The organism is Streptomyces sp. NPDC043870, assembly GCF_056435785.1.
The window spans coordinates 226,457-245,081 of the sequence record NZ_JBWKDT010000005.1; the positions used below are offsets into that span (position 1 = coordinate 226,457).

At 70.5% G+C, this 18,625-nt stretch carries 14 protein-coding genes; 11 read left to right on the forward strand and 3 right to left on the reverse strand.

The genetic code is table 11. The features are described 5' to 3' along the window. The first annotated feature begins 25 nt into the window (after positions 1-25). Complete coding sequence (pepN, locus tag AC0699_RS09270) at positions 26-2,596, forward strand: aminopeptidase N (RefSeq protein ID WP_478657603.1); 2,571 nt, start codon at positions 26-28, stop codon at positions 2,594-2,596. Positions 2,597-2,727: 131 nt separating this feature from the next. Beyond that, a complete protein-coding gene (locus tag AC0699_RS09275) occupies positions 2,728-3,732 on the forward strand; it encodes a hypothetical protein (RefSeq protein ID WP_478657606.1) in 1,005 nt (334 codons plus the stop codon). A gap of 154 nt (positions 3,733-3,886) precedes the next feature. Here AC0699_RS09275 and AC0699_RS09280 read toward each other — a convergent pair whose 3' ends face one another. From AC0699_RS09280 to AC0699_RS09290, 3 genes are read right to left on the reverse strand one after another with little or no spacing between them, the layout of a single operon-like run. Continuing rightward, on the reverse strand, positions 3,887-4,354 hold the full coding sequence (locus AC0699_RS09280) for an NUDIX hydrolase (protein WP_478657609.1): 468 nt from the start codon (positions 4,352-4,354) through the stop codon (positions 3,887-3,889). 9 nt (positions 4,355-4,363) lie between these two features. Then, on the reverse strand, positions 4,364-5,278 hold the full coding sequence (locus AC0699_RS09285) for a pyridoxamine 5'-phosphate oxidase family protein (RefSeq protein ID WP_478657611.1): 915 nt from the start codon (positions 5,276-5,278) through the stop codon (positions 4,364-4,366). Positions 5,279-5,291: 13 nt separating this feature from the next. Then, positions 5,292-5,744 (reverse strand): VOC family protein, encoded by a 453-nt coding sequence (locus AC0699_RS09290; protein WP_478657614.1) that lies wholly within the window; start codon positions 5,742-5,744, stop codon positions 5,292-5,294. 93 nt (positions 5,745-5,837) lie between these two features. Here AC0699_RS09290 and AC0699_RS09295 point away from each other — a divergent pair, with 93 nt between their 5' ends. The 9 genes from AC0699_RS09295 (at position 5,838) to AC0699_RS09335 (ending at position 18,537) form a co-directional block, all read left to right on the forward strand. After that, entirely contained in the window at positions 5,838-6,404 is a 567-nt protein-coding gene (locus AC0699_RS09295; RefSeq protein WP_478657617.1) for a CGNR zinc finger domain-containing protein, read from the forward strand. 221 nt (positions 6,405-6,625) lie between these two features. After that, on the forward strand, positions 6,626-9,961 hold the full coding sequence (locus AC0699_RS09300) for a S8 family serine peptidase (RefSeq protein ID WP_478657620.1): 3,336 nt from the start codon (positions 6,626-6,628) through the stop codon (positions 9,959-9,961). A 194-nt stretch (positions 9,962-10,155) separates the two neighbouring features. Further along, complete coding sequence (locus tag AC0699_RS09305) at positions 10,156-11,184, forward strand: aspartate-semialdehyde dehydrogenase (protein ID WP_478657623.1); 1,029 nt, start codon at positions 10,156-10,158, stop codon at positions 11,182-11,184. 212 nt (positions 11,185-11,396) lie between these two features. Then, positions 11,397-13,967 carry an aminopeptidase N gene (gene pepN / locus AC0699_RS09310; RefSeq protein ID WP_478657626.1) on the forward strand — a complete coding sequence of 857 codons (2,571 nt, stop codon included), beginning with the start codon at positions 11,397-11,399 and terminating at the stop codon, positions 13,965-13,967. A gap of 204 nt (positions 13,968-14,171) precedes the next feature. Further along, on the forward strand, positions 14,172-15,713 hold the full coding sequence (locus AC0699_RS09315; protein ID WP_478657946.1) for an ATP-binding protein: 1,542 nt from the start codon (positions 14,172-14,174) through the stop codon (positions 15,711-15,713). Further along, positions 15,710-16,117 carry a roadblock/LC7 domain-containing protein gene (locus AC0699_RS09320; protein WP_469771899.1) on the forward strand — a complete coding sequence of 136 codons (408 nt, stop codon included), beginning with the start codon at positions 15,710-15,712 and terminating at the stop codon, positions 16,115-16,117. The genes AC0699_RS09315 and AC0699_RS09320 overlap by 4 nt, the downstream gene beginning before the upstream one ends. Then, positions 16,114-16,476 carry a DUF742 domain-containing protein gene (locus AC0699_RS09325; protein WP_478657629.1) on the forward strand — a complete coding sequence of 121 codons (363 nt, stop codon included), beginning with the start codon at positions 16,114-16,116 and terminating at the stop codon, positions 16,474-16,476. Before AC0699_RS09320 ends, AC0699_RS09325 begins: the two co-directional genes overlap by 4 nt. Further along, positions 16,457-17,086 (forward strand): GTP-binding protein, encoded by a 630-nt coding sequence (locus AC0699_RS09330; RefSeq protein WP_478657632.1) that lies wholly within the window; start codon positions 16,457-16,459, stop codon positions 17,084-17,086. The genes AC0699_RS09325 and AC0699_RS09330 overlap by 20 nt, the downstream gene beginning before the upstream one ends. Next, on the forward strand, positions 17,083-18,537 hold the full coding sequence (locus AC0699_RS09335) for a cytochrome P450 (protein ID WP_478657635.1): 1,455 nt from the start codon (positions 17,083-17,085) through the stop codon (positions 18,535-18,537). Before AC0699_RS09330 ends, AC0699_RS09335 begins: the two co-directional genes overlap by 4 nt. The last annotated feature ends 88 nt before the right edge of the window (positions 18,538-18,625 follow it).

Consider the following 18,625-nt stretch of genomic DNA (forward strand, 5'->3'; position numbering starts at 1 on the left):
TCGAACGAGACACAAAGGAGTGGCCGTGCCCGGAGAGAATCTGTCCCGCGAGGAGGCCCGTGAGCGGGCCGCCCTGCTGTCCGTCGACGGGTACGAGGTCTTCCTCGACCTGCGGTCCGCGACCGCGGAGAGCGACGGGGCGGAGCCGCGGACGTTCCGCTCGGTGACGACGATCCGTTTCCGGGCCACGGAGCCGGGCACGACCACCTTCGCCGATCTGGTGGCCCCCGCGGTCACCTCCGTCACGCTGAACGGCGAGCAGCTCGACCCGGCCACCGTCTTCGACGGCTCCCGGATCGCCCTGACCGGCCTGAGCGCGGAGAACGTGCTGGTGGTGGACGCTCAGTGCGCCTACAGCCGGACCGGCGAAGGCATGCACCGCTTCGTCGACCCGGAGGACGGCGAGGTCTATCTGTACACCCAGTACGAGCCGGCCGACGCGCGCCGTGTCTTCACCAACTTCGAGCAGCCCGATCTCAAGGCTCCCTTCCGCTTCGAGGTGGCCGCGCCGGACGGGTGGCGGGTCTGGAGCAACGGCGCGGAGGAGTCCCGCGACGGAGCGGCCTGGCGCTTCGCGGAGACCAGGCCGATCTCGACGTACATCACGGCGGTCGTGGCCGGTCCGTACCACTACGAGACCGACCACTACACGCGCACCTTCGAGGACGGCACGACCCTGGAGATCCCGCTCGGGGCGATGTGCCGCAAGGGGCTGGCCAAGCACTTCGACGCGGACGACATCTTCCTCGTCACCAAGCAGGGCCTGGACTTCTTCCACGACCACTTCGACTACCCGTACCCGTTCGGGAAGTACGACCAGGCCTTCGTGCCCGAGTACAACATCGGCGCGATGGAGAACCCGGGGTGCGTGACCTTCCGGGAGGAGCTCGTCTTCCGGGGCAAGGTGACCCAGGCGTCGTACGAGCGGCGGGCCAACGTCGTCCTGCACGAGATGGCGCACATGTGGTTCGGCGACCTGGTCACCATGCAGTGGTGGGACGACCTGTGGCTGAAGGAGTCCTTCGCGGACTTCATGGGCACGTTCTCGCTGGTCGGGGCGACCCGCTTCGGCAACGGGTGGGTGACCTTCGCCAACAACCGCAAGGCGTGGGCGTACCGGGCGGACCAGCTGCCTTCCACCCACCCGATCACGGCGGACATCCGTGACCTCGAGGACGCCAAACTCAACTTCGACGGGATCACCTACGCCAAGGGCGCCGCGGTGCTGAAGCAGCTCGTGGCGTACGCGGGACGGGACGCGTTCCTGGAAGGTGCCCGGCGCTACTTCAAGCGGCACGCGTACGGGAACACCCGCCTCGGCGATCTGCTGTCGGTGCTGGAGGAGACGTCCGGGCGCGACATGAAGACCTGGTCGCGGTCGTGGCTGGAGACGTCCGGCGTCAACTCGCTGACGCCCCAGGTCACGTACGACGCGGGTGACCGGATCACCGAGCTCGCGGTCGTCCAGGACGGGGAGCTGCTGCGGCCGCACCGGGCGGCGGTGGGCCTGTACCGGTTCGAGGGCGCCGACCTGGTGCGGTACGCGCGCGCCGAGGTGGACGTCACCGGGGCACGGACGGTCGTGACGGAGCTGGCGGGCGCGGAGAAGCCGGCGCTGGTCCTCGTCAACGACGACGACCTGACGTACTGCAAGATCCGCTTCGACGAGGGCTCGCTGGAGACACTGCGCGGGCACCTCGGCGACATCAAGGACCCGCTGGCGCGGGCGCTGTGCTGGTCGGCGCTGTGGAACCTGACGCGCGACGCGCTGATGCCCGCGCGGGACTTCGTGAGCCTTGTCCTGGACTTCGCGGGGCGCGAGTCGGACATCGGCGTGCTGCAGATGCTGCACATGTGGGCGCGGATGGCGCTCGTCCACTACGCCGTGCCCGAGTGGCGCGAGGAGGGCGGGCGGCGGCTGTCGGAGGGCGCGCTGCGGGAGCTGCGGCTCGCCGAGCCGGGCAGCGAGCACCAGCTGGCGTGGGCGCGGTTCTTCGCGACGACCGCCACGACGGATGCCGATCTGCAGCTGCTGCGGGGACTGCTGGAGGGCACCGCGAAGATCGACGGGCTGGATGTGGACCAGGAGCTGCGCTGGGCGTTCCTGGAGCCGCTGGCCTCGCACGGCGCGGCGGACGAGACCGTGATCGCCGCGGAGCTGGCCAGGGACGACACCGCGTCCGGCAAGCGCCACCAGGTGCGCTGCCTGGCGGCGCGGCCCTCCGCGGCGGTCAAGGACCAGGCGTGGGCGCAGGTCGTGGAGTCGGACGCCCTGTCCAACGCCCTGGTGGAGGCGACGATCTCGGGCTTCGCACAGGAGTCGCAGCGAGAGCTCATCGCGCCGTACGCCGCGAAGTACTTCGAGGCGATCGAGCGTGTCTGGGCGGAGCGTTCGATCCAGATCGGCATGGACGTGGTGAAGGGCCTCTTCCCCGCCCTCCAGGACGACGCCCGCACCCTCACGGCGACGGACGCCTGGCTGGAGTCCCACACCTCGGCCGCCCCGGCGCTGCGCCGTCTGGTCCTGGAGTCCCGCGACGATCTGGCCCGCTCGCTGCGCGCACAGGAGTGCGACGCGAACGCGTCCGCCGGCTGACGGAGGAAACCCCTCCGCGGGAGGCCTGATCGGCAGTCGAACGCGCGTACTTTAGCGCGGTGTTGTCCGGAATTGTCGACGGCTGTGTAACAGCGGTTAGCGGGCGGCGGGAGGGCGGGAATGGGCGGGGCATGAACCACAACACCCCGCTCTCCCCCCGCCCTTTGAGCCACCTCTCCGATGTGCGGCAGCGCGTGCTGTCCACCGCGCAGCTGCGGGAGCACGGCGTGCCGGCCGCCCGGACCGCCGAGCAGTGCCGGCCCGGAGGGCCGTGGCAGCAGCTGCTGCCCGGTGTGTATCTGCTGCACCCCGGGCCGCCGACCAGTGAGGAGCGGCTGCATGCCGCGCTGCTGTACGCGGGGCGGCCCGGTGGCGACGAGGCGATGGTCACCGGTCTCGCCGCCCTCGCTCTGCACCGGTTCGCGTCCGCTCCGCCGCTGCCCTCGCTCGACCGGATCGACGTCCTCGTACCGCGCACCCGGCGGCTGCGGTCGGCCGGATGCGCGCGGCTCATCCGTACGCACACGCTGCCGGGACCGGAAGAGGTGACGGGACTGCCCGTCGCCCCGGTGGCCCGTGCGCTCGCGGACGCCGTCGCACGGCTCTCCGACCCGGCCGCGGTGCGCAGGCTGCTCACCGAGGCCGTGCGCGGCGGCCACTGCGAACCCGGCGTGGTCGTGGGGGAGTTGAACCGCGCACGACTCCTGTCCCGCCCCCATGTCGTGGACGCCGTCGAATCCCTCCTCGCCGAGGGCCGGGCCATCGCCGAGGACCGCCTGTACGACCTCATCCGTATGTACGGACTCCCCGAGCCGGTGTGGAACGTGGATCTGCGCCTCCCCGGCGGCCCCCACTTCGGCGGCGTCGACGCCTACTGGCCCGAGCAGGCCGTCGCCGTGGAGCTCGACACCCGCGCCCCGCGCCCGGCGAGGGCCCAGGCCCAGGACCAGGGCCCTGAGTGGACCGAGTGCAGCCACAAGCGCGAGCATCTGGAGCGGCTCGGGATCACCGTCGTCCACATCACGCCGAAGAAGCTGCGGGACGCTCCCGTGCAGCAGGCGACGGTGATCCGTACGGCACTGATGGCCTCACCGGACCGGGAACCCGCGGCGCATGTCGTGGTTCTCCCCCGTTAGGCCCGCCCCGCTGTCCGGGCAGAACTCCGACCCGAGGACGGCCATACGAACTCTCCTGTCTGCGAGCGCATACGAGCGTCTGCGAGTGGGCTCGGCGGACAGGACTCCGGCAGGGCACGGCGCGTTGCCCGGAGGGTGCCGGGGCGAGCGGATTTCAGCCGTTCACCGGATCGTGGCCGTCCACCCGCCCCAGCGCCGGCCGCTCACGCCACAGCTCCAGGCCTATGTCGACCAGGGCGACCCGGTCGAGGCCGGGGACGGCGTCCAGCGGGTGCCAGGCGGCCAGGTCGGTGGAGCCGTCGGTCTCCGGGCGCAGCTCGCCGCCCGTTATGCGTCCTTCGTAGAGGATGCGCAGGCTCTGGAAGTCCTTGCCGGCGCCGAGCTTGCGGGGCCTGCTGACCCGCATCGAGTCGACACCGAGCAGCACGGTCGCCTCGGCCGTGTACCCGGTCTCCTCCTCGACCTCGCGGACGACGGTGTCGACGGGGTGCTCCCCGTGGTCCATCCCGCCGCCGGGCAGGGTCCATCGCCTCGCGCCGTCACGCGCCACCCAGCGGGCGAGCAGTATCTGCCCGTCCCGTACGCACACGGCGTATGCCGCCACCCTCAACTGCTGGTTCATCCGGCGAGGTTAGGGCACCGGCGGATTGGCCGGAGAGTACTCGGGGGCGCTCCAGCGCAGCGAGCTGGCCGCCGGGGTTTCGACGGCTTCCTCGACGCGGAAGCGGACCGAGCGGCCGCCGTCCGCGCCGAATGCGGTCCGGGCCGTGCCCGTGAGCTGGAGCGTCGTGCCGGTGGCCCAGTCCAGGAAGAGCAGTCCGGCCCGCGGGTCGGTCTCCAGGTTGCCCAGGGTCAGGAACATGGAGTTGCCCGGATAGTCCTGCCAGCTGAGCGTGTCCGCCGACTCGACGCGGACGAAGCCGGGGTTGCCGCCGCGGTGGCTGGCGTCGGCGCCGGCGTCGGAGCGGGTGGTGATGAAGAAGGTGTCGGCGGCGCGGACGAAGTCCTCCTGGCCCGGGGTGAGCCGGCGGCCCCGTCGCGCGGCGCCGGTGAGCGGGGCGTCGTCGGCCGGTTCGTACAGCTCGCGCTTCTGCAGATACTTCGGGCAATTGGAGAAGACCCGCTCCGCCTCGACTGCCAGCCCGCGCGGGCTGGGCCGGGCGATGCCGTTGAGTCGCATGCGGCGGCGGGTGCGCGGATCGAGGGCGATGGTGCCGACGGGTACGCCGGTCCCGGGCACGTCGGCGGTGAAGGCGGCCGCGAGCGGGTCACCGTCCGGGATGCCGCCGGCTATCGAGACGGAGTGCGGCCCTGTGGCCCGTACGAAACCGGGCGCCCCGGTCAGCAGACTGCTCCACAGCCGGCCCGCCGGGTCCGCCGCGCCGATCACCAGCATGGGCTGGAGCTCCAGGAACGCGGCGGCCACCGGCCGGATGCCGGGCCCGATGGAGCGGCCGACGTGCTCGGCCTGGGCGCGGACACCGACGCGGCGCTGAACGGCGATCGATCCGCGGTGGTAGGGCTGCGAGGTTCCGTACGGGTCCATGGGAGCTGATCCTCTAGAAGAAACCGCAGGTCGGTGCGGTAGAAGGGGCGGTGCCGGCTTCCGCCCCGGTGGCGGCGAAGATCTCCAGGCGGGTGCCGTCCGGGTCGTGGAAGAAGATCCCGCCGGAGCCGCCGGCCGGGCCGTGTGCGACCACGCCGTCGTACGCGAAGTCCACTCCGTGGGATGTCAGCTCGGCCTCGGCGGTGCGCACCTCGTCGATGGTGTCGACCTCGAAGGCCAGGTGGTGCAGTCCGGCGCGGCCCGGGTCGTACGGTCCGCCGGCCTGCTGCCAGAGGGTGAGCGTGAGCCGGCCGTCGCGGCCGAGGAACGCGTAGCGCTGCCCCTCCTCCTTGCCCTCGCCGATCACCTCGAAGCCCAGGACGCCCCTGTAGAAGGCGAGCGAGCGCTCGATGTCCGTCACGTTCAGGCCGATGTGGCCGGTGCGCAGCGCGCTGATCACTGTCATGTCTAACCTCCTAATTCAAAGTTATAGGTTAGATCGAGCTTCGTCAACCCGGTCACGTACCCTTGAGGGGTTAGCCAGCAGAGGGAGCCCGCCATGACCGCGTCCGCCGCCGCGCCCGCCGCCGCGTCCGATCCCCGTCCGCTCATCGGTGAACCGGTCTCCCTGGACCTGCTCAACACCCGCTGGCTCCAGGAGGGCGAGCAGCAGGACCTGCTGGCCTCCGTCGACGGCCTGCGGATCTGGCTGGCGAGCACCGGTCTCGGTGACCGCTTCGCCGCCGACGGCCCCACCCTGGAGAAGACGCTCGTCGCGCGTGACGCACTGGCTGCCGCCGTGGACCACCGCGGGGACGCCGCCGCGGCCGCACGGGCCGACGCGGTCCTGGACCACGGACGCATCCGCGCGACGCTCACCGCCGAAGGACCGGGCGAGCGTGCCGAGTTCGCCGACCCCGCGTGGGGTCCGGGCTGGACGGCCGTACGCGACTATCTGGACCTGCTGCACACCGCGCCCGACCGCGTCCGCGCCTGCGCCCATGACGCGTGCGTCCTGCATTTCTTCGACACCTCACGGAACGGCACGCGGCGCTGGTGCTCCATGGCGCTGTGCGGCAACCGGGCGAAGGCCTCCCGGCACTACGCGAAGGTCCGCGAAAGCTGATCGTTCAGCGCCGAACCGTCCACCGTTGAACCACCGAGCGGGCCAACTCGTCGGTTATTCAGCCATTTGTCCCCCATGGCTCATGTCCCGCCAGTGGCGGATGTACGCCATGGCCGTATCCCGCCTCCGGCAACTCTCCACAAACCCCTGTCACTTGCGAAAGGCTGAGCGGTCATCCGGTACCGAATTCCGGACCCCTCTTTCACAAAACAGGGATGCTGATGACCACCCTCGAGTCCCAGGGCTCCATATCCGGGCACAGACGCGTGGCCCGGGTCGCCGCTGCCGCAGGCCTTGTCGCCGCGCTTGTGGCCTCCGGCGCCGCCCCCGTTTCCGCCGCGACCGCCGCCGATGATCCGGCCGGTGCGACCGGCCCGGTCAAGACCTCCGAGACGCCCGCAGAAAAGCTCGGCCAGGCCGATGCCGAACTCCTCGCCGAGGCGGAGGCGAAGGGCCAGAAGACCGTCACGGTCATGGTCGCCACCGCTCCCGGCCAGACCGAGCAGGTCGCCGGCCAGCTCGACGCCGTCGCCGGCGCCGTCGTCGGCCAGAAGAACGACAAGCTCGGCTACGTAAGGGCCACGCTCCCGACGGGCAGGGCGAAGAGCGCCCTCAACCGGGCCGGCGAGCTCTCCACCGTCCAGGGCATGGACCTCCAGCGCGAGATCAAGCTGGACGACCCGAGGCCGGACGCGGGCGCCAGGGGTGCCGCCTCCGAAGGCCCGACGGCAGGTTCGTACCCGGCGCCGGGCAAGAAGACCCCGGCGAAGAACCCGTACAACCCGTCCCACGAGACGGGCGCCGTGGAGTTCGTCCAGGACCACCCCAGGGCCGACGGCCGCGGGGTGACCATCGGCATCCTCGACTCCGGCGTCGACCTGGGCCACCCGGCCCTGCAGAAGACCTCCACCGGCGAGCGCAAGATCGTCGACTGGGTGACCGCGACCGACCCGGTCAAGGACGGCGACGGCACCTGGCGCAGGATGGACGCCGCCGTGACCGGCCCCGTGTTCACCGCGGGCGGCCGCACCTGGAACGCGCCCGCGGGCGAGTTCAAGCTCAGCGTCTTCGAGGAGCGTGCGACCCTCGGCGGCGACATGGCCGGTGACCTCAACCGGGACGGCGACACCACCGACAAGTGGGGTGTCCTCTACGACCCGGCCGCCGGCACCGTGCGCGTCGACCTGAACGACGACGCGGACTTCACCAACGACACCGCGATGAAGCCGTACAAGGACGGCTACCAGGTCGGCTGGTTCGGTACGGACGATCCGGCCACCGAGATCGCCGAGCGCATCCCGTTCGTGGTGGAGCTCCGCAAGAACGTCGAGTTCGAGGCCGGGAAGTTCTCCGACTACGTCAACATCGGCGTCATCGAGGGCTCGCACGGCACCCACGTGGCCGGCATCACCGCCGCCAACGGCCTCTTCGGCGGCCGGATGAACGGCGCGGCGCCCGGCGCCAAGCTGGTCTCCTCGCGCGCCTGCACCTGGAGCGGCGGCTGCACCAACATCGCCCTGCTCGAGGGCATGCAGGACCTCGTCGTCAACCGCGGCGTCGACATCGTCAACATGTCCATCGGCGGCCTGCCCGCGCTGAACTACGACGACAGCGACCGCGGCGAGGGCGCCGACAACGCGCGCGCCCTGCTCTACAACCGGCTGATCGACACCTACGGCGTCCAGCTGGTCATCTCGGCCGGCAACGAGGGCCCGGGCGTGAACACGATCGGTGACCCGGGACTGGCCAACAAGGTCCTCTCGGTCGGCGCCGCGATCTCCAAGGCCACCTGGGCCGCCAACTACGGCTCGCAGGTCGAGAAGCCGTACAACATGTTCAACTTCTCCTCCCGCGGTCCGACGGAGAACGGCAACTTCACCCCGACCATCTCCGCCCCCGGCTCGGCGATCAACACGATCCCGACCTGGCAGGCGGGCGCCCCGGTGGCCGAGGCCGGCTACAAGCTGCCCGCCGGCTACGGCATGCTGAACGGCACGTCGATGTCCTCGCCGCAGGCCGCGGGCGCGAGCGCGCTGCTCATCTCGGCCGCCAGGCAGCGCCACGTCAAGCTCTCCCCGCTCACCCTCCGCACCGCGCTGACCAGCACCGCCAAGCGCATCCCCGGAGTGAAGGCGCATGAGCAGGGCGCGGGTCTGATCGACATCAACGAGGCGTGGGAGTCGATCCAGGACGGCGCCACGGCCCACTCGTACACGGTGAAGGCGCCGGTCGACACCGCGCTCGACCACCTTTTGAAGCCGGAGGCGGGCTTCGGCGCCGGTATCTACGACCGCGAGGGCGGCCTGAAGACCGGCCAGAAGAAGACGTACGACGTCACCATCACGCGCACGAGCGGTCCGAACCGTCCCGTCCGGCACGAGCTGGACTGGAAGTACAACGACGGCACCTTCGACCTGCCGGGCTCCGGCGCCGTGTATCTGCCGCTGAACAAGCCGGTCACCGTCAAGGTGCAGGCCAAGGCCTCCTCCGCGGGCGTCCACAGCGCCATCCTGGAGGCGGACGACGAGCGCACCGAGGGCGTCGACAAGCAGATCCTCGCCACCGTGGTCGCGTCGAACGAGCTGGTCAAGCCGGCCTACACCTTCACCGCCAAGGGCTCGGTGCAGCGCAACAGCAACCGGTCCTACTTCGTGACGGTCCCGCAGGGCGCCAAGACCCTGGAGGTCGCGCTCGGCGGTCTCGGCACGGGCAGCCAGACGCGGTTCATCTCGGTCCACCCGTACGGCGTGGCGTTCGAGGACACCGCGTCCACGGTCTGCTACGCGAACTACAACAACCCGGCCAACACCTGCCGCCCCGATGTGCGCTCGTACGCGAACCCGCAGCCGGGCGTCTGGGAGATCGAGGTCGAGTCGCGTCGTACGTCCCCGCTGCTGGACAACCCGTTCCAGCTGGACGTCACGCTGCTCGGGGCGTCCTTCGACCCGGCCGTGAAGACCCTGCCCGAGGCGAAGATCGGTACCCCGTCGACGGTCGACTGGAAGGTCACCAATGACGCGGCCGCGCTGGCGGGCAAGCTGAAGGGCGGCTCGCTCGGCTCCGCGAAGACCGCGACGCCGACCATCGCGCAGGACCAGCGCCAGGTGTCCACGGTCACCATCGGCGCCGGTGTCGAGCGGCTCGACGTCGTCATCGGGAACACCTCGGACAAGTCCGCCGACCTGGACCTGACGGTCGTCAAGGACGGCAAGCTCGTCGGCCAGTCCGCGGACGGTGACTCCGAGGAGTCCGTCTCCGTGGCCAACCCGGCCGCCGGTACGTACACGATCCTCGTCGACGGCTACGCGGTGTCGCCGGGCGGCACCACGTACGACTACAAGGACGTGTACTTCTCCTCGGCGCTCGGCACGGTCAAGGTCGACGAGTCGAAGACCGTCTCGCTGGCCAACGGCGCGAGCGCGCAGGTCACCGCCGATGTGCTGGTGAGCGGCGCGGCGCCGGAGGGACGCCGGTTCTTCGGCGAGGTGCAGCTGCTGAACGCGCGCGGCACGGCCGCGGGCACCGGCAGCGTGGTGATCGAGAAGGTCACTCCGTAACACGCCGTGACGGCATGATTCATCAGTGAGGGCGGGCGTCCATCGGGCGCCCGCCCTTCGCCGTGTCCGGGGGACGTGACCCGGGGCGGTGTCCCGTCCCTCGGACAATGGATTGGACAAGGCGGGCGGTGGCATACGCATCATGGAGAGCCACTCAGGCCACCCAGGCTGCAGGAACGTACGGAGGAGTCCCCGTGAAGGTCGGAATCGTCGGAGCCACCGGGCAGGTCGGCACGGTCATGCGCAAGATCCTCGCCGAGCGGAAGTTCCCGGTCGCCGAGCTGCGGCTGTTCGCCTCGGCCCGGTCGGCGGGCTCCACGATCGAGTGGGAGGGCCAGGAGATCACGGTCGAGGACGCGGCCACCGCCGACTACTCGGGCCTGGACATCGTGCTGTTCTCGGCCGGCGGCGCGACCTCCAAGGCCCTCGCCGAGAAGGTCGCCTCCCAGGGTGCCGTCGTGATCGACAACTCCTCCGCCTGGCGCCGCGACCCCGACGTGCCGCTGGTCGTCTCCGAGGTCAACGCGCACGCGGTCAAGGACCGCCCCAAGGGAATCATCGCCAACCCGAACTGCACGACGATGGCCGCGATGCCCGTCCTCAAGCCGCTCCACCAGGAGGCGGGCCTCACCGCGCTCGTCGCCACCACCTACCAGGCCGTGTCCGGCTCGGGCCTGGCGGGCGTCGCCGAGCTCGACGGCCAGGTGAAGGCCGTCGCCGACCGTGCCTCGGCGCTCACCCACGACGGCGATGCCGTCGTCTACCCGGAGCCCGGCGTCTACAAGCGCCCCATCGCCTTCAATGTGCTCCCCCTCGCCGGCTCGATCGTCGACGACGGCTCCCACGAGACCGACGAGGAGCAGAAGCTCCGCAACGAGTCCCGCAAGATCCTGGAGATCCCCGGGCTCAAGGTCTCCGGCACGTGCGTGCGCGTCCCGGTCTTCTCCGGCCACTCGCTCCAGGTGAACCTGCGCTTCGAGCGTCCGATCAGCGTGGAGCGCGCGTACGAGCTGCTGAAGGACGCGGAGGGCGTCGAGCTCTCCGAGATCCCGACCCCGCTGCAGGCCGCCGGCAAGGACTCCTCGTACGTGGGCCGCATCCGCGTGGACGAGACCGTCGACAACGGCCTCGCCCTCTTCCTCTCCAACGACAACCTCCGCAAGGGTGCCGCGCTGAACGCGGTGCAGATCGCGGAGCTGGTCGCGGAGGAGCTGAAGGGCTGACTCCCGGGCGGCCGGCCCTCGAAAGCCACCTCGAAGGCCACCCCGAAAGCCACCTCGCAGGCTGCGTCGAAAGCCGCGTCGAACCCCTCGGTGACCGCCTCCGGGATTTCCCTGAGGCGGTCATCGCGTTCACGGCGGGCGGCTGAGCTGCCCCTCGTGGAAGGATGTTCCGAAACGTCACATACCGAGGACAGAACCGAGGGGATGACCGGGTGCCTGGCACAAACCTGACCCGTGAAGAGGCGCAAACACGGGCGCGCCTGCTCACCGTAGGCTCGTACGAGATCGACCTCGATCTCACCGGGGCACAGGAGGGCGGCACCTACCGGTCCGTGACCACTGTGCGCTTCGACTCCGCCGAGGACGGCGCGGAGACCTTCATCGACCTTGTCGCGCCCGCCGTGCACGAGGTCGTACTGAACGGCAGGTCGCTGGACGTGGCCGCGGTCTTCCGGGACTCCCGGATCGCGCTGGCGCATCTGCACGCGGGCCCGAACGAGCTGAGGGTCGTCGCGGACTGCTCCTACACCAACACCGGTGAGGGCCTGCACCGGTTCGTCGACCCGGTCGACCAACAGGCCTACCTCTATACCCAGTTCGAGGTGCCGGACGCCCGCCGGGTGTTCGCGAGCTTCGAGCAGCCGGATCTGAAGGCGACGTTCCAGTTCACGGTGAAGGCGCCCGAGGGCTGGACCGTGATCTCCAATTCGCCGACGCCGGAGCCGAAGGACAACGTCTGGGCCTTCGAGCCGACGCCGCGGATCTCCACGTACATCACCGCGCTGATCGTCGGCCCGTACCACAGCGTGCACAGCTCGTACGAGAAGGACGGGCAGAGCGTCCCGCTGGGCATCTACTGCCGTCCGTCGCTCGCCGAGTTCCTGGACTCGGACGCGATCTTCGAGGTCACCCGGCAGGGCTTCGACTGGTTCCAGGAGAAGTTCGACTACGCCTACCCGTTCGCCAAGTACGACCAGCTCTTCGTGCCGGAGTTCAACGCGGGCGCGATGGAGAACGCGGGCGCGGTGACCATCCGCGACCAGTACGTCTTCCGGTCGAAGGTGACGGACGCGTCGTACGAGGTGCGGGCGGAGACGATCCTGCACGAGCTGGCCCACATGTGGTTCGGCGACCTGGTCACCATGGAGTGGTGGAACGACCTGTGGCTGAACGAGTCGTTCGCCACGTACACGTCGATCGCCTGCCAGGCGTACCACCCCGCGTCGAAGTGGCCGCACTCGTGGACCACGTTCGCGAACTCGATGAAGACCTGGGCGTACCGGCAGGACCAGCTGCCGTCCACGCACCCGATCATGGCCGAGATCCGCGATCTCGACGACGTTCTCGTGAACTTCGACGGCATCACGTACGCCAAGGGCGCGTCGGTGCTGAAGCAGCTCGTCGCCTATGTCGGCATGGACGAGTTCTTCCGGGGCGTGCAGGCGTACTTCAAGCAGCACGCGTTCGGGAACACCCGGCTGACGGATCTGCTCGGCGCGCTGGAGGAGACCAGCTGCCGCGATCTGAAGACATGGTCGAAGGCTTGGCTGGAAACCGCCGGCATCAACATCCTGCGCCCGGTGATCGACACCGACGCGTCGGGCGCGATCACCTCCTTCGCGGTCAAGCAGGAGGCCCCCGCGCTTCCGGCCGGCGCGAAGGGCGAGCCGGTGCTGCGGCCGCACCGGATCGCGATCGGTTTCTACGACCTCGACTCGGCCGGGAAGCTGGTGCGCACCGAGCGGATCGAGCTGGATGTCGACGGTGAGCTGACCGGCGTACCGGAGCTGGTCGGCAAGCAGCGACCGGCGGTCGTGCTGCTCAACGACGACGACCTGTCGTACGCGAAGGTCCGCCTGGACGAGGAGTCGCTGAAGGCGGTCACGGAGCATCTGGGCGACTTCACCGAGTCGCTGCCGCGGGCGCTGTGCTGGGCCTCGGCCTGGGACATGACGCGCGACGGTGAGCTGGCGACGCGTGACTATCTTTCGCTGGTGCTGTCGGGCATCGCGAAGGAGTCGGACATCGGCGTCGTCCAGTCGCTGCAGCGCCAGGTGAAGCTGGCGATCGACCTGTACGCGGCGCCGGAGTGGCGCGAGGTGGGTCTGACGCAGTGGACGGACGCGACGCTGGCGCATCTGCGTGCGGCGGAGCCGGCGAGCGACCACCAGCTGGCATGGGCGCGGGCGTTCGCGGCGACCGCGCGCACTCCGCAGCAGCTGGACCTGCTGGAGGCGCTGCTGGCGGGCCGGGAGACGATCGAGGGCCTGGCCGTGGACACCGAGCTGCGCTGGGCGTTCGTGGAGCGGCTGGCGGCGACCGGCGTCTTCGACGAGGACGAGATCGCGGGCGAGCTGGAGCGCGACAGGACGGCCGCCGGCGAGCGGCACGCGGCGACCGCCCGGGCCGCACGTCCGACGCCGGAGGCCAAGGCCGAGGCGTGGGCTTCGGTGGTCGAGTCCGACAAGCTGCCGAACGCGGTGCAGGAGGCCGTCATCGGCGGCTTCGTCCAGACCGACCAGCGTGAGCTGATCGCCCCGTACGCGGAGAAGTACTTCGCGGCGGTCAAGGGCGTGTGGGAGTCCCGCTCGCACGAGATCGCCCAGCAGATCGCGATCGGCCTCTACCCCTCGCTCCAGGTGTCGCAGGCGACGCTCGACGCTACGGACGAATGGCTGGATTCAGCCGAGCCGAACGCGGCTCTGCGCCGGCTGGTCTCGGAGTCCCGCGCGGGCATCGAGCGAGCCCTGAGGGCTCAGGCGGCGGACGCGGCAGCGGCCTGACCTGCTGGGGTCCACGACCCCTGACAGCGCGCGGAGGGCGCCCCGGAACCTTTTGGTCTGGGGCGCCCTTCCGCATGTCCGGCAGGGCGCATCAGGAAGGTGTGTCCAAACAGTGACCCGGCGTCAACACCCGTGCTTCTGAACGACTATGCTCCCTGCCCGTCGTCATATGATCGTTTCCGTTCAGATGGTTTGAGGGTGCTGATGGTCCGTGAGGAATCGTCGCCCGGAAGTGGAAGTCCGCGATCCGCGGCCTCTTTCGGGTGGCTGCTGCCCGCTGCTCTGACAGTTGTCGCCACCGCCGTCGCGGTGGCACTCGTCTCCGCTCCGGCTCGTGTCCCCGTCGCGGTCATCGGTGCCGTCGCCGCCGTCGCGGTCGCGGCCATCAGCGCCGAGGCCGCCCGCCGCGGCCGGGCGATCGAGGCCCTGCGGCAGGCCGTCGCCGAACGCGACGCCGTGCTGTCCCGCCAGGCGGCCGAGACCGCGCACCTCGCCGGGACGCTGCTGCCCGAGGTCGTGGACCGGCTGCGCAAGGGAGAGTTCCCCGAGGACGTACTGGCCTCGCTCACCGCTCCCGAGGCACACCGGGCCGTCGTCCGCACGGTCGTCGACGCCGTCGTCGCCGAGGAGGACCTGCGCGAGTCCGCGCAGCGCGCCTTCGTGAACATCGCCCGCCGCGTCCAGGCCATCGTCCACCAGCAGGCCCAGGAACTCCGCGAGATGGAGGACCGGCACGGCAAGGCGCCGGACGTCTTCGGCGATCTGCTCCGCCTCGACCACGGCACCGCGCTGATCGGCCGGCTCGCCGACTCCATCGCCGTACTCGGCGGTGCGCGGCCCGGCCGCCAGTGGAGCCGGGCCGTGCCGCTGTACAGCGTCATGCGCGGCGCCATGTCGCGGATCATCGACTACCAGCGCGTCGAACTGCACTCCGTCACCGAGGTCGCCGTCGTCGGCCCCGCCGTCGAGCCGCTGATCCACGCCCTTGCCGAGCTGCTCGACAACGCCACCCGCTACTCACCTCCGCAGACCAAGGTCCATCTGACCGCCGTCGACGTCCAGTCGGGCATCGCCGTCGAGATCGAGGACGGCGGCGTCAGCATGAGCGAGGAGGCCCGCAAGCGGGCCGAGCGGATGCTCCGCCAGGCCCAGCAGGGCATCGACCTCAACGACCTCGGTGAGACCCCGCGTCTCGGCCTCGCCGTGGTCGGCCGGCTGGCACAGGCGTACGGCTTCCAGGTCTCGCTGCGCTCCTCCGCGTACGGCGGTGTCCGCGCGGTCCTGATCGTCCCGCAGGAGATGATCACCACGTCCGCGTCCGCGACCGGCCTCGCCCACGGCATCGGCGCATCGTCCGTACCCCTGACGACGCTCCCGGCCACCGCGGCCGTCCCGACGACGGCGACGGCGCCCGCTCCGGCAGCGGCCCAGGCCCCGGCTGCGCCTGCCGCCCCGGTGCAGCGCGCGGTCACCGGTCCGGTGGCCGACGACCCCGTACCGGTCGTGGTCGAGCGGACCCCGAACGGCCTCCCGCAGCGGCGTCGCAAGACGCCCGCCACCCCGCCCGCCACCCCGCTCGCCGCCGCTGCGCCCGCCGCCTCCGTCACGCCGGCGTCGTCCACGCCCACCGCGGCTCCCGACCAGGAGCCCACACCACAGGTGCAGCCCGGAATGTGGCTGGCCGCCTTCCAGAGCGGTCTCTCCGGTGAGGCCACCGACGCTAGCAAGGGGAACACGCAGCCATGATTCAGCAGCAGGCCAACATGGACTGGATGCTCAAGGACCTCGCGGAAGGAGTGCCGCAGACCAGACATGTGGTCGTGCTCTCCGCCGACGGTCTGCGCATGGCCCAGTACGGCACGGACACCGACACCGCCGACCGGCTGGCCGCCGCCTGCGCCGGACTGCAGTCCCTGGCGGGCGCCGTCGCCTCCGAACTCCCGTACAGCGACGGCCGGATGCGGCTCGTGGTCATCGAGATGGACGGCGGATTCTTCTATCTGATGGCGGCCGGAGCGGGAGCGTTCCTCGCCGTACTCGCCGGCGAGGGGGTCGACGCCGGGCTGATGGGCCAGCGGATGCGGGACCTCGTCCTGCGGATCGGCGAGCACTTGAGCAGCCCGCCCCGCCAGGACGGGCCGGCCAGGTGAGCCACCCGGGCGGCGGGGACTGGGAAGAGGCCAGTCCCGAGCGGCTCTATGTGATCACCGGCGGCCGCAGCACGTCGTCGGCCCCCGTCGAGCTCGACCTGGTCACGCTGATCGTGGCCAGGTCCCGGCCGAAGCCCGGTATGCAGCCGGAGCACGCGGCGATCACCCAGCTGTGCCAGGCGCCGCTGTCCGTCGCCGAGATCTCCGCGTACACGGGGCTCCCGGTCAGCGTCGTCACCGTCCTGCTCGGCGATCTGCTCGCCGACAACCGGGTGATCGCCCGCGCGCCCGTCCCACCCGCCCGTCTCCCCGACCGCGCTTTGATTGAGGCAGTGATCGATGGACTTCAGAGGCTCTGAGCAGCCCGCGCGGACCACTGGGCCGCGGAGCGAGGATGTGCTGCCGGCGACCGCCGCCGCCGCCGTCAAGGTGGTGATCGTGGGCGGTTTCGGAGTCGGCAAGACGACCCTCGTCGGCTCGGTCAGCGAGATCCGGCCGCTGACCACCGAGGAGACGATGACCCAGGCCGGCGTCGGCATCGACGACACGGCCGGCATCGGCGGCAAGACGTCGACGACCGTCGCGATGGACTTCGGCCGCATCAGCATCAACGAGGAGCTGGTGCTCTATCTGTTCGGCACGCCCGGACAGGAGCGCTTCTGGTTCCTGTGGCGCGGCCTGTTCGAGGGCGCGCTGGGTGCGGTGGTGCTGGTCGACACCCGCCGCCTCGAGGTCAGCTTCGACGTCATCGGACGCCTGGAGGAGCGGGGCGTGCCCTTCGTCGTGGCCGTCAACTCCTTCCCGGACGCGCCCGGTCACCCCGTCGAGGAGCTGCGCGGCGCGCTCGATCTGCCGGAGTCGGTGCCGATCGTGCGGTGCGACGCGCGGCAGCGGGCGTCCAGCCGGGACGTCCTGATGACGCTGATGCGGTATCTGCAGACCCTTGCCACGACGCAGGAGGCGTCATGACCACTGCCCCGACTCCCGAGACCGGGACCGGTTCCGAGACCGGCACCGGACTCACCCCGCCGCCGGGCTGCCCGGCCCACGGCATGAGCCCGGATCAACTGCACAGGCTGTACGGCCCGGTCGCCGAGGCCGATCCGCGGGCGCTGTACGAGGTGCTCCGCGGGGAGCACGGTGCGGTGGCGCCGGTGTTGCTGCACGGGGATCTGCCGGCGTGGCTGGTGCTGGGGCACCGGGAGAACCTGGAGGTGATGCGCTCGCCGTCGCGCTTCTCCAACGACTCCCGGCTCTGGCGGATGTTCCAGGAGAGCAGGGTCGCCGCGGACTCCCCCCTGCTCCCGATGGTGGCGTGGCAGCCCATCTGCGTCTTTGCCGACGGCGAAGAGCACGAGCGGCTGCGCTCGGCCGTCCGGGACGGCCTGGAGAGGTTCGACCGCCGGGGGATCAGGCGCTATGTCATCCGGTACACGAACCAGCTGGTCGACTCGTTCGCGGCAACGGGACGCGCCGATCTGATCGGCGACTTCGCCGAAAAGCTGCCATTGCTTGTGATGACTCAGCTGTTCGGTATGCCCGAAGAGTACGGGCCCCGTCTCGTGGACGCCGTCCTGGACCTGATGAAGGGCAGCGAGACGGCGCTCGCCAGCAATGACTTCGTCGTGGAGATGCTGCGCACGCTGGCCGAACGCAAGAAGGCCGCGCCAGGGCACGACTTCGTGACCTCGCTCATCGGGCACTCGGCTGCCCTCACCGACGACGAGGTCATGGAGCATCTACGGCTCGTGCTCGTCGCCGCGAACGAACCCACCGTCAACCTGATCGCCAACACGCTTCGTCTGGTGCTGACGGACCGCCGCTTCCGCGCGAACCTCGCGGGCGGTCATATGACCCTGCCCGACGCACTGGAGCAGGTGCTGTGGGACGAGCCGCCGCTCTCGGCGATCACCGGCCGCTGGGCCACGGGGGACACAGTCCTCGGCGGTAGGCAGATCAGGGCGGGAGACATGCTGCTGATGGGTCTCGCCCCCGGCAACGTCGACCCGGAGATCCGGCCCGACCTCGCCAAGCCGCTGCAGGGCAACCGCGCCCATCTCGCCTTCAGCAGCGGTCCGCACGAGTGCCCCGGGCAGGACATCGGCCGGGCCATCGCGGACACCGGGATCGACACGCTGCTCGCCCGCCTGCCCGACATGCAGCTCGCGGTGCCCGAGGGCGAGCTGCGCGAGCGCGCTGCCTGGCTCTCGAAGCGACTCGAGGCGCTGCCCGTCCAGTTCACGCCACCCCTGCCGACCGACGGGAGTGGCGCGAAGATGCCGCTGAACTTCGCGTCGACGATGCCAGGCCCGCTGCCGGACACGGTTTCCGTGCCCGCCCCGTCCGCCCCGGAGGGGCGTGCCACCGGTGACCAGGGGCGCGGGCCTTGGTGGAGGCGGTTCTTTCGCTCGCGGTACTGAACATCTCCACGATGGCCGTATTGCTGCTGTATTGCAGGGAGATCGTCCTATTGGAACGGCCGATTCGGGTGGCTACTATGCGCCATAG

What these genes read in the sequence shown, in the direction of transcription:
- AC0699_RS09280 (WP_478657609.1), bottom strand. Translation starts at nt 4,354, where the DNA reads ATGAACCAGCAGTTGAGGGTGGCGGCATACGCCGTGTGCGTACGGGAC.
- AC0699_RS09300 (WP_478657620.1), top strand. Translation starts at nt 6,626, where the DNA reads ATGACCACCCTCGAGTCCCAGGGCTCCATATCCGGGCACAGACGCGTG.
- AC0699_RS09285 (WP_478657611.1), bottom strand. Translation starts at nt 5,278, where the DNA reads ATGGACCCGTACGGAACCTCGCAGCCCTACCACCGCGGATCGATCGCC.
- AC0699_RS09295 (WP_478657617.1), top strand. Translation starts at nt 5,838, where the DNA reads ATGACCGCGTCCGCCGCCGCGCCCGCCGCCGCGTCCGATCCCCGTCCG.
- AC0699_RS09335 (WP_478657635.1), top strand. Translation starts at nt 17,083, where the DNA reads ATGACCACTGCCCCGACTCCCGAGACCGGGACCGGTTCCGAGACCGGC.
- AC0699_RS09275 (WP_478657606.1), top strand. Translation starts at nt 2,728, where the DNA reads ATGAACCACAACACCCCGCTCTCCCCCCGCCCTTTGAGCCACCTCTCC.
- AC0699_RS09320 (WP_469771899.1), top strand. Translation starts at nt 15,710, where the DNA reads ATGATTCAGCAGCAGGCCAACATGGACTGGATGCTCAAGGACCTCGCG.
- AC0699_RS09290 (WP_478657614.1), bottom strand. Translation starts at nt 5,744, where the DNA reads ATGACAGTGATCAGCGCGCTGCGCACCGGCCACATCGGCCTGAACGTG.
- AC0699_RS09330 (WP_478657632.1), top strand. Translation starts at nt 16,457, where the DNA reads ATGGACTTCAGAGGCTCTGAGCAGCCCGCGCGGACCACTGGGCCGCGG.
- AC0699_RS09315 (WP_478657946.1), top strand. Translation starts at nt 14,172, where the DNA reads ATGGTCCGTGAGGAATCGTCGCCCGGAAGTGGAAGTCCGCGATCCGCG.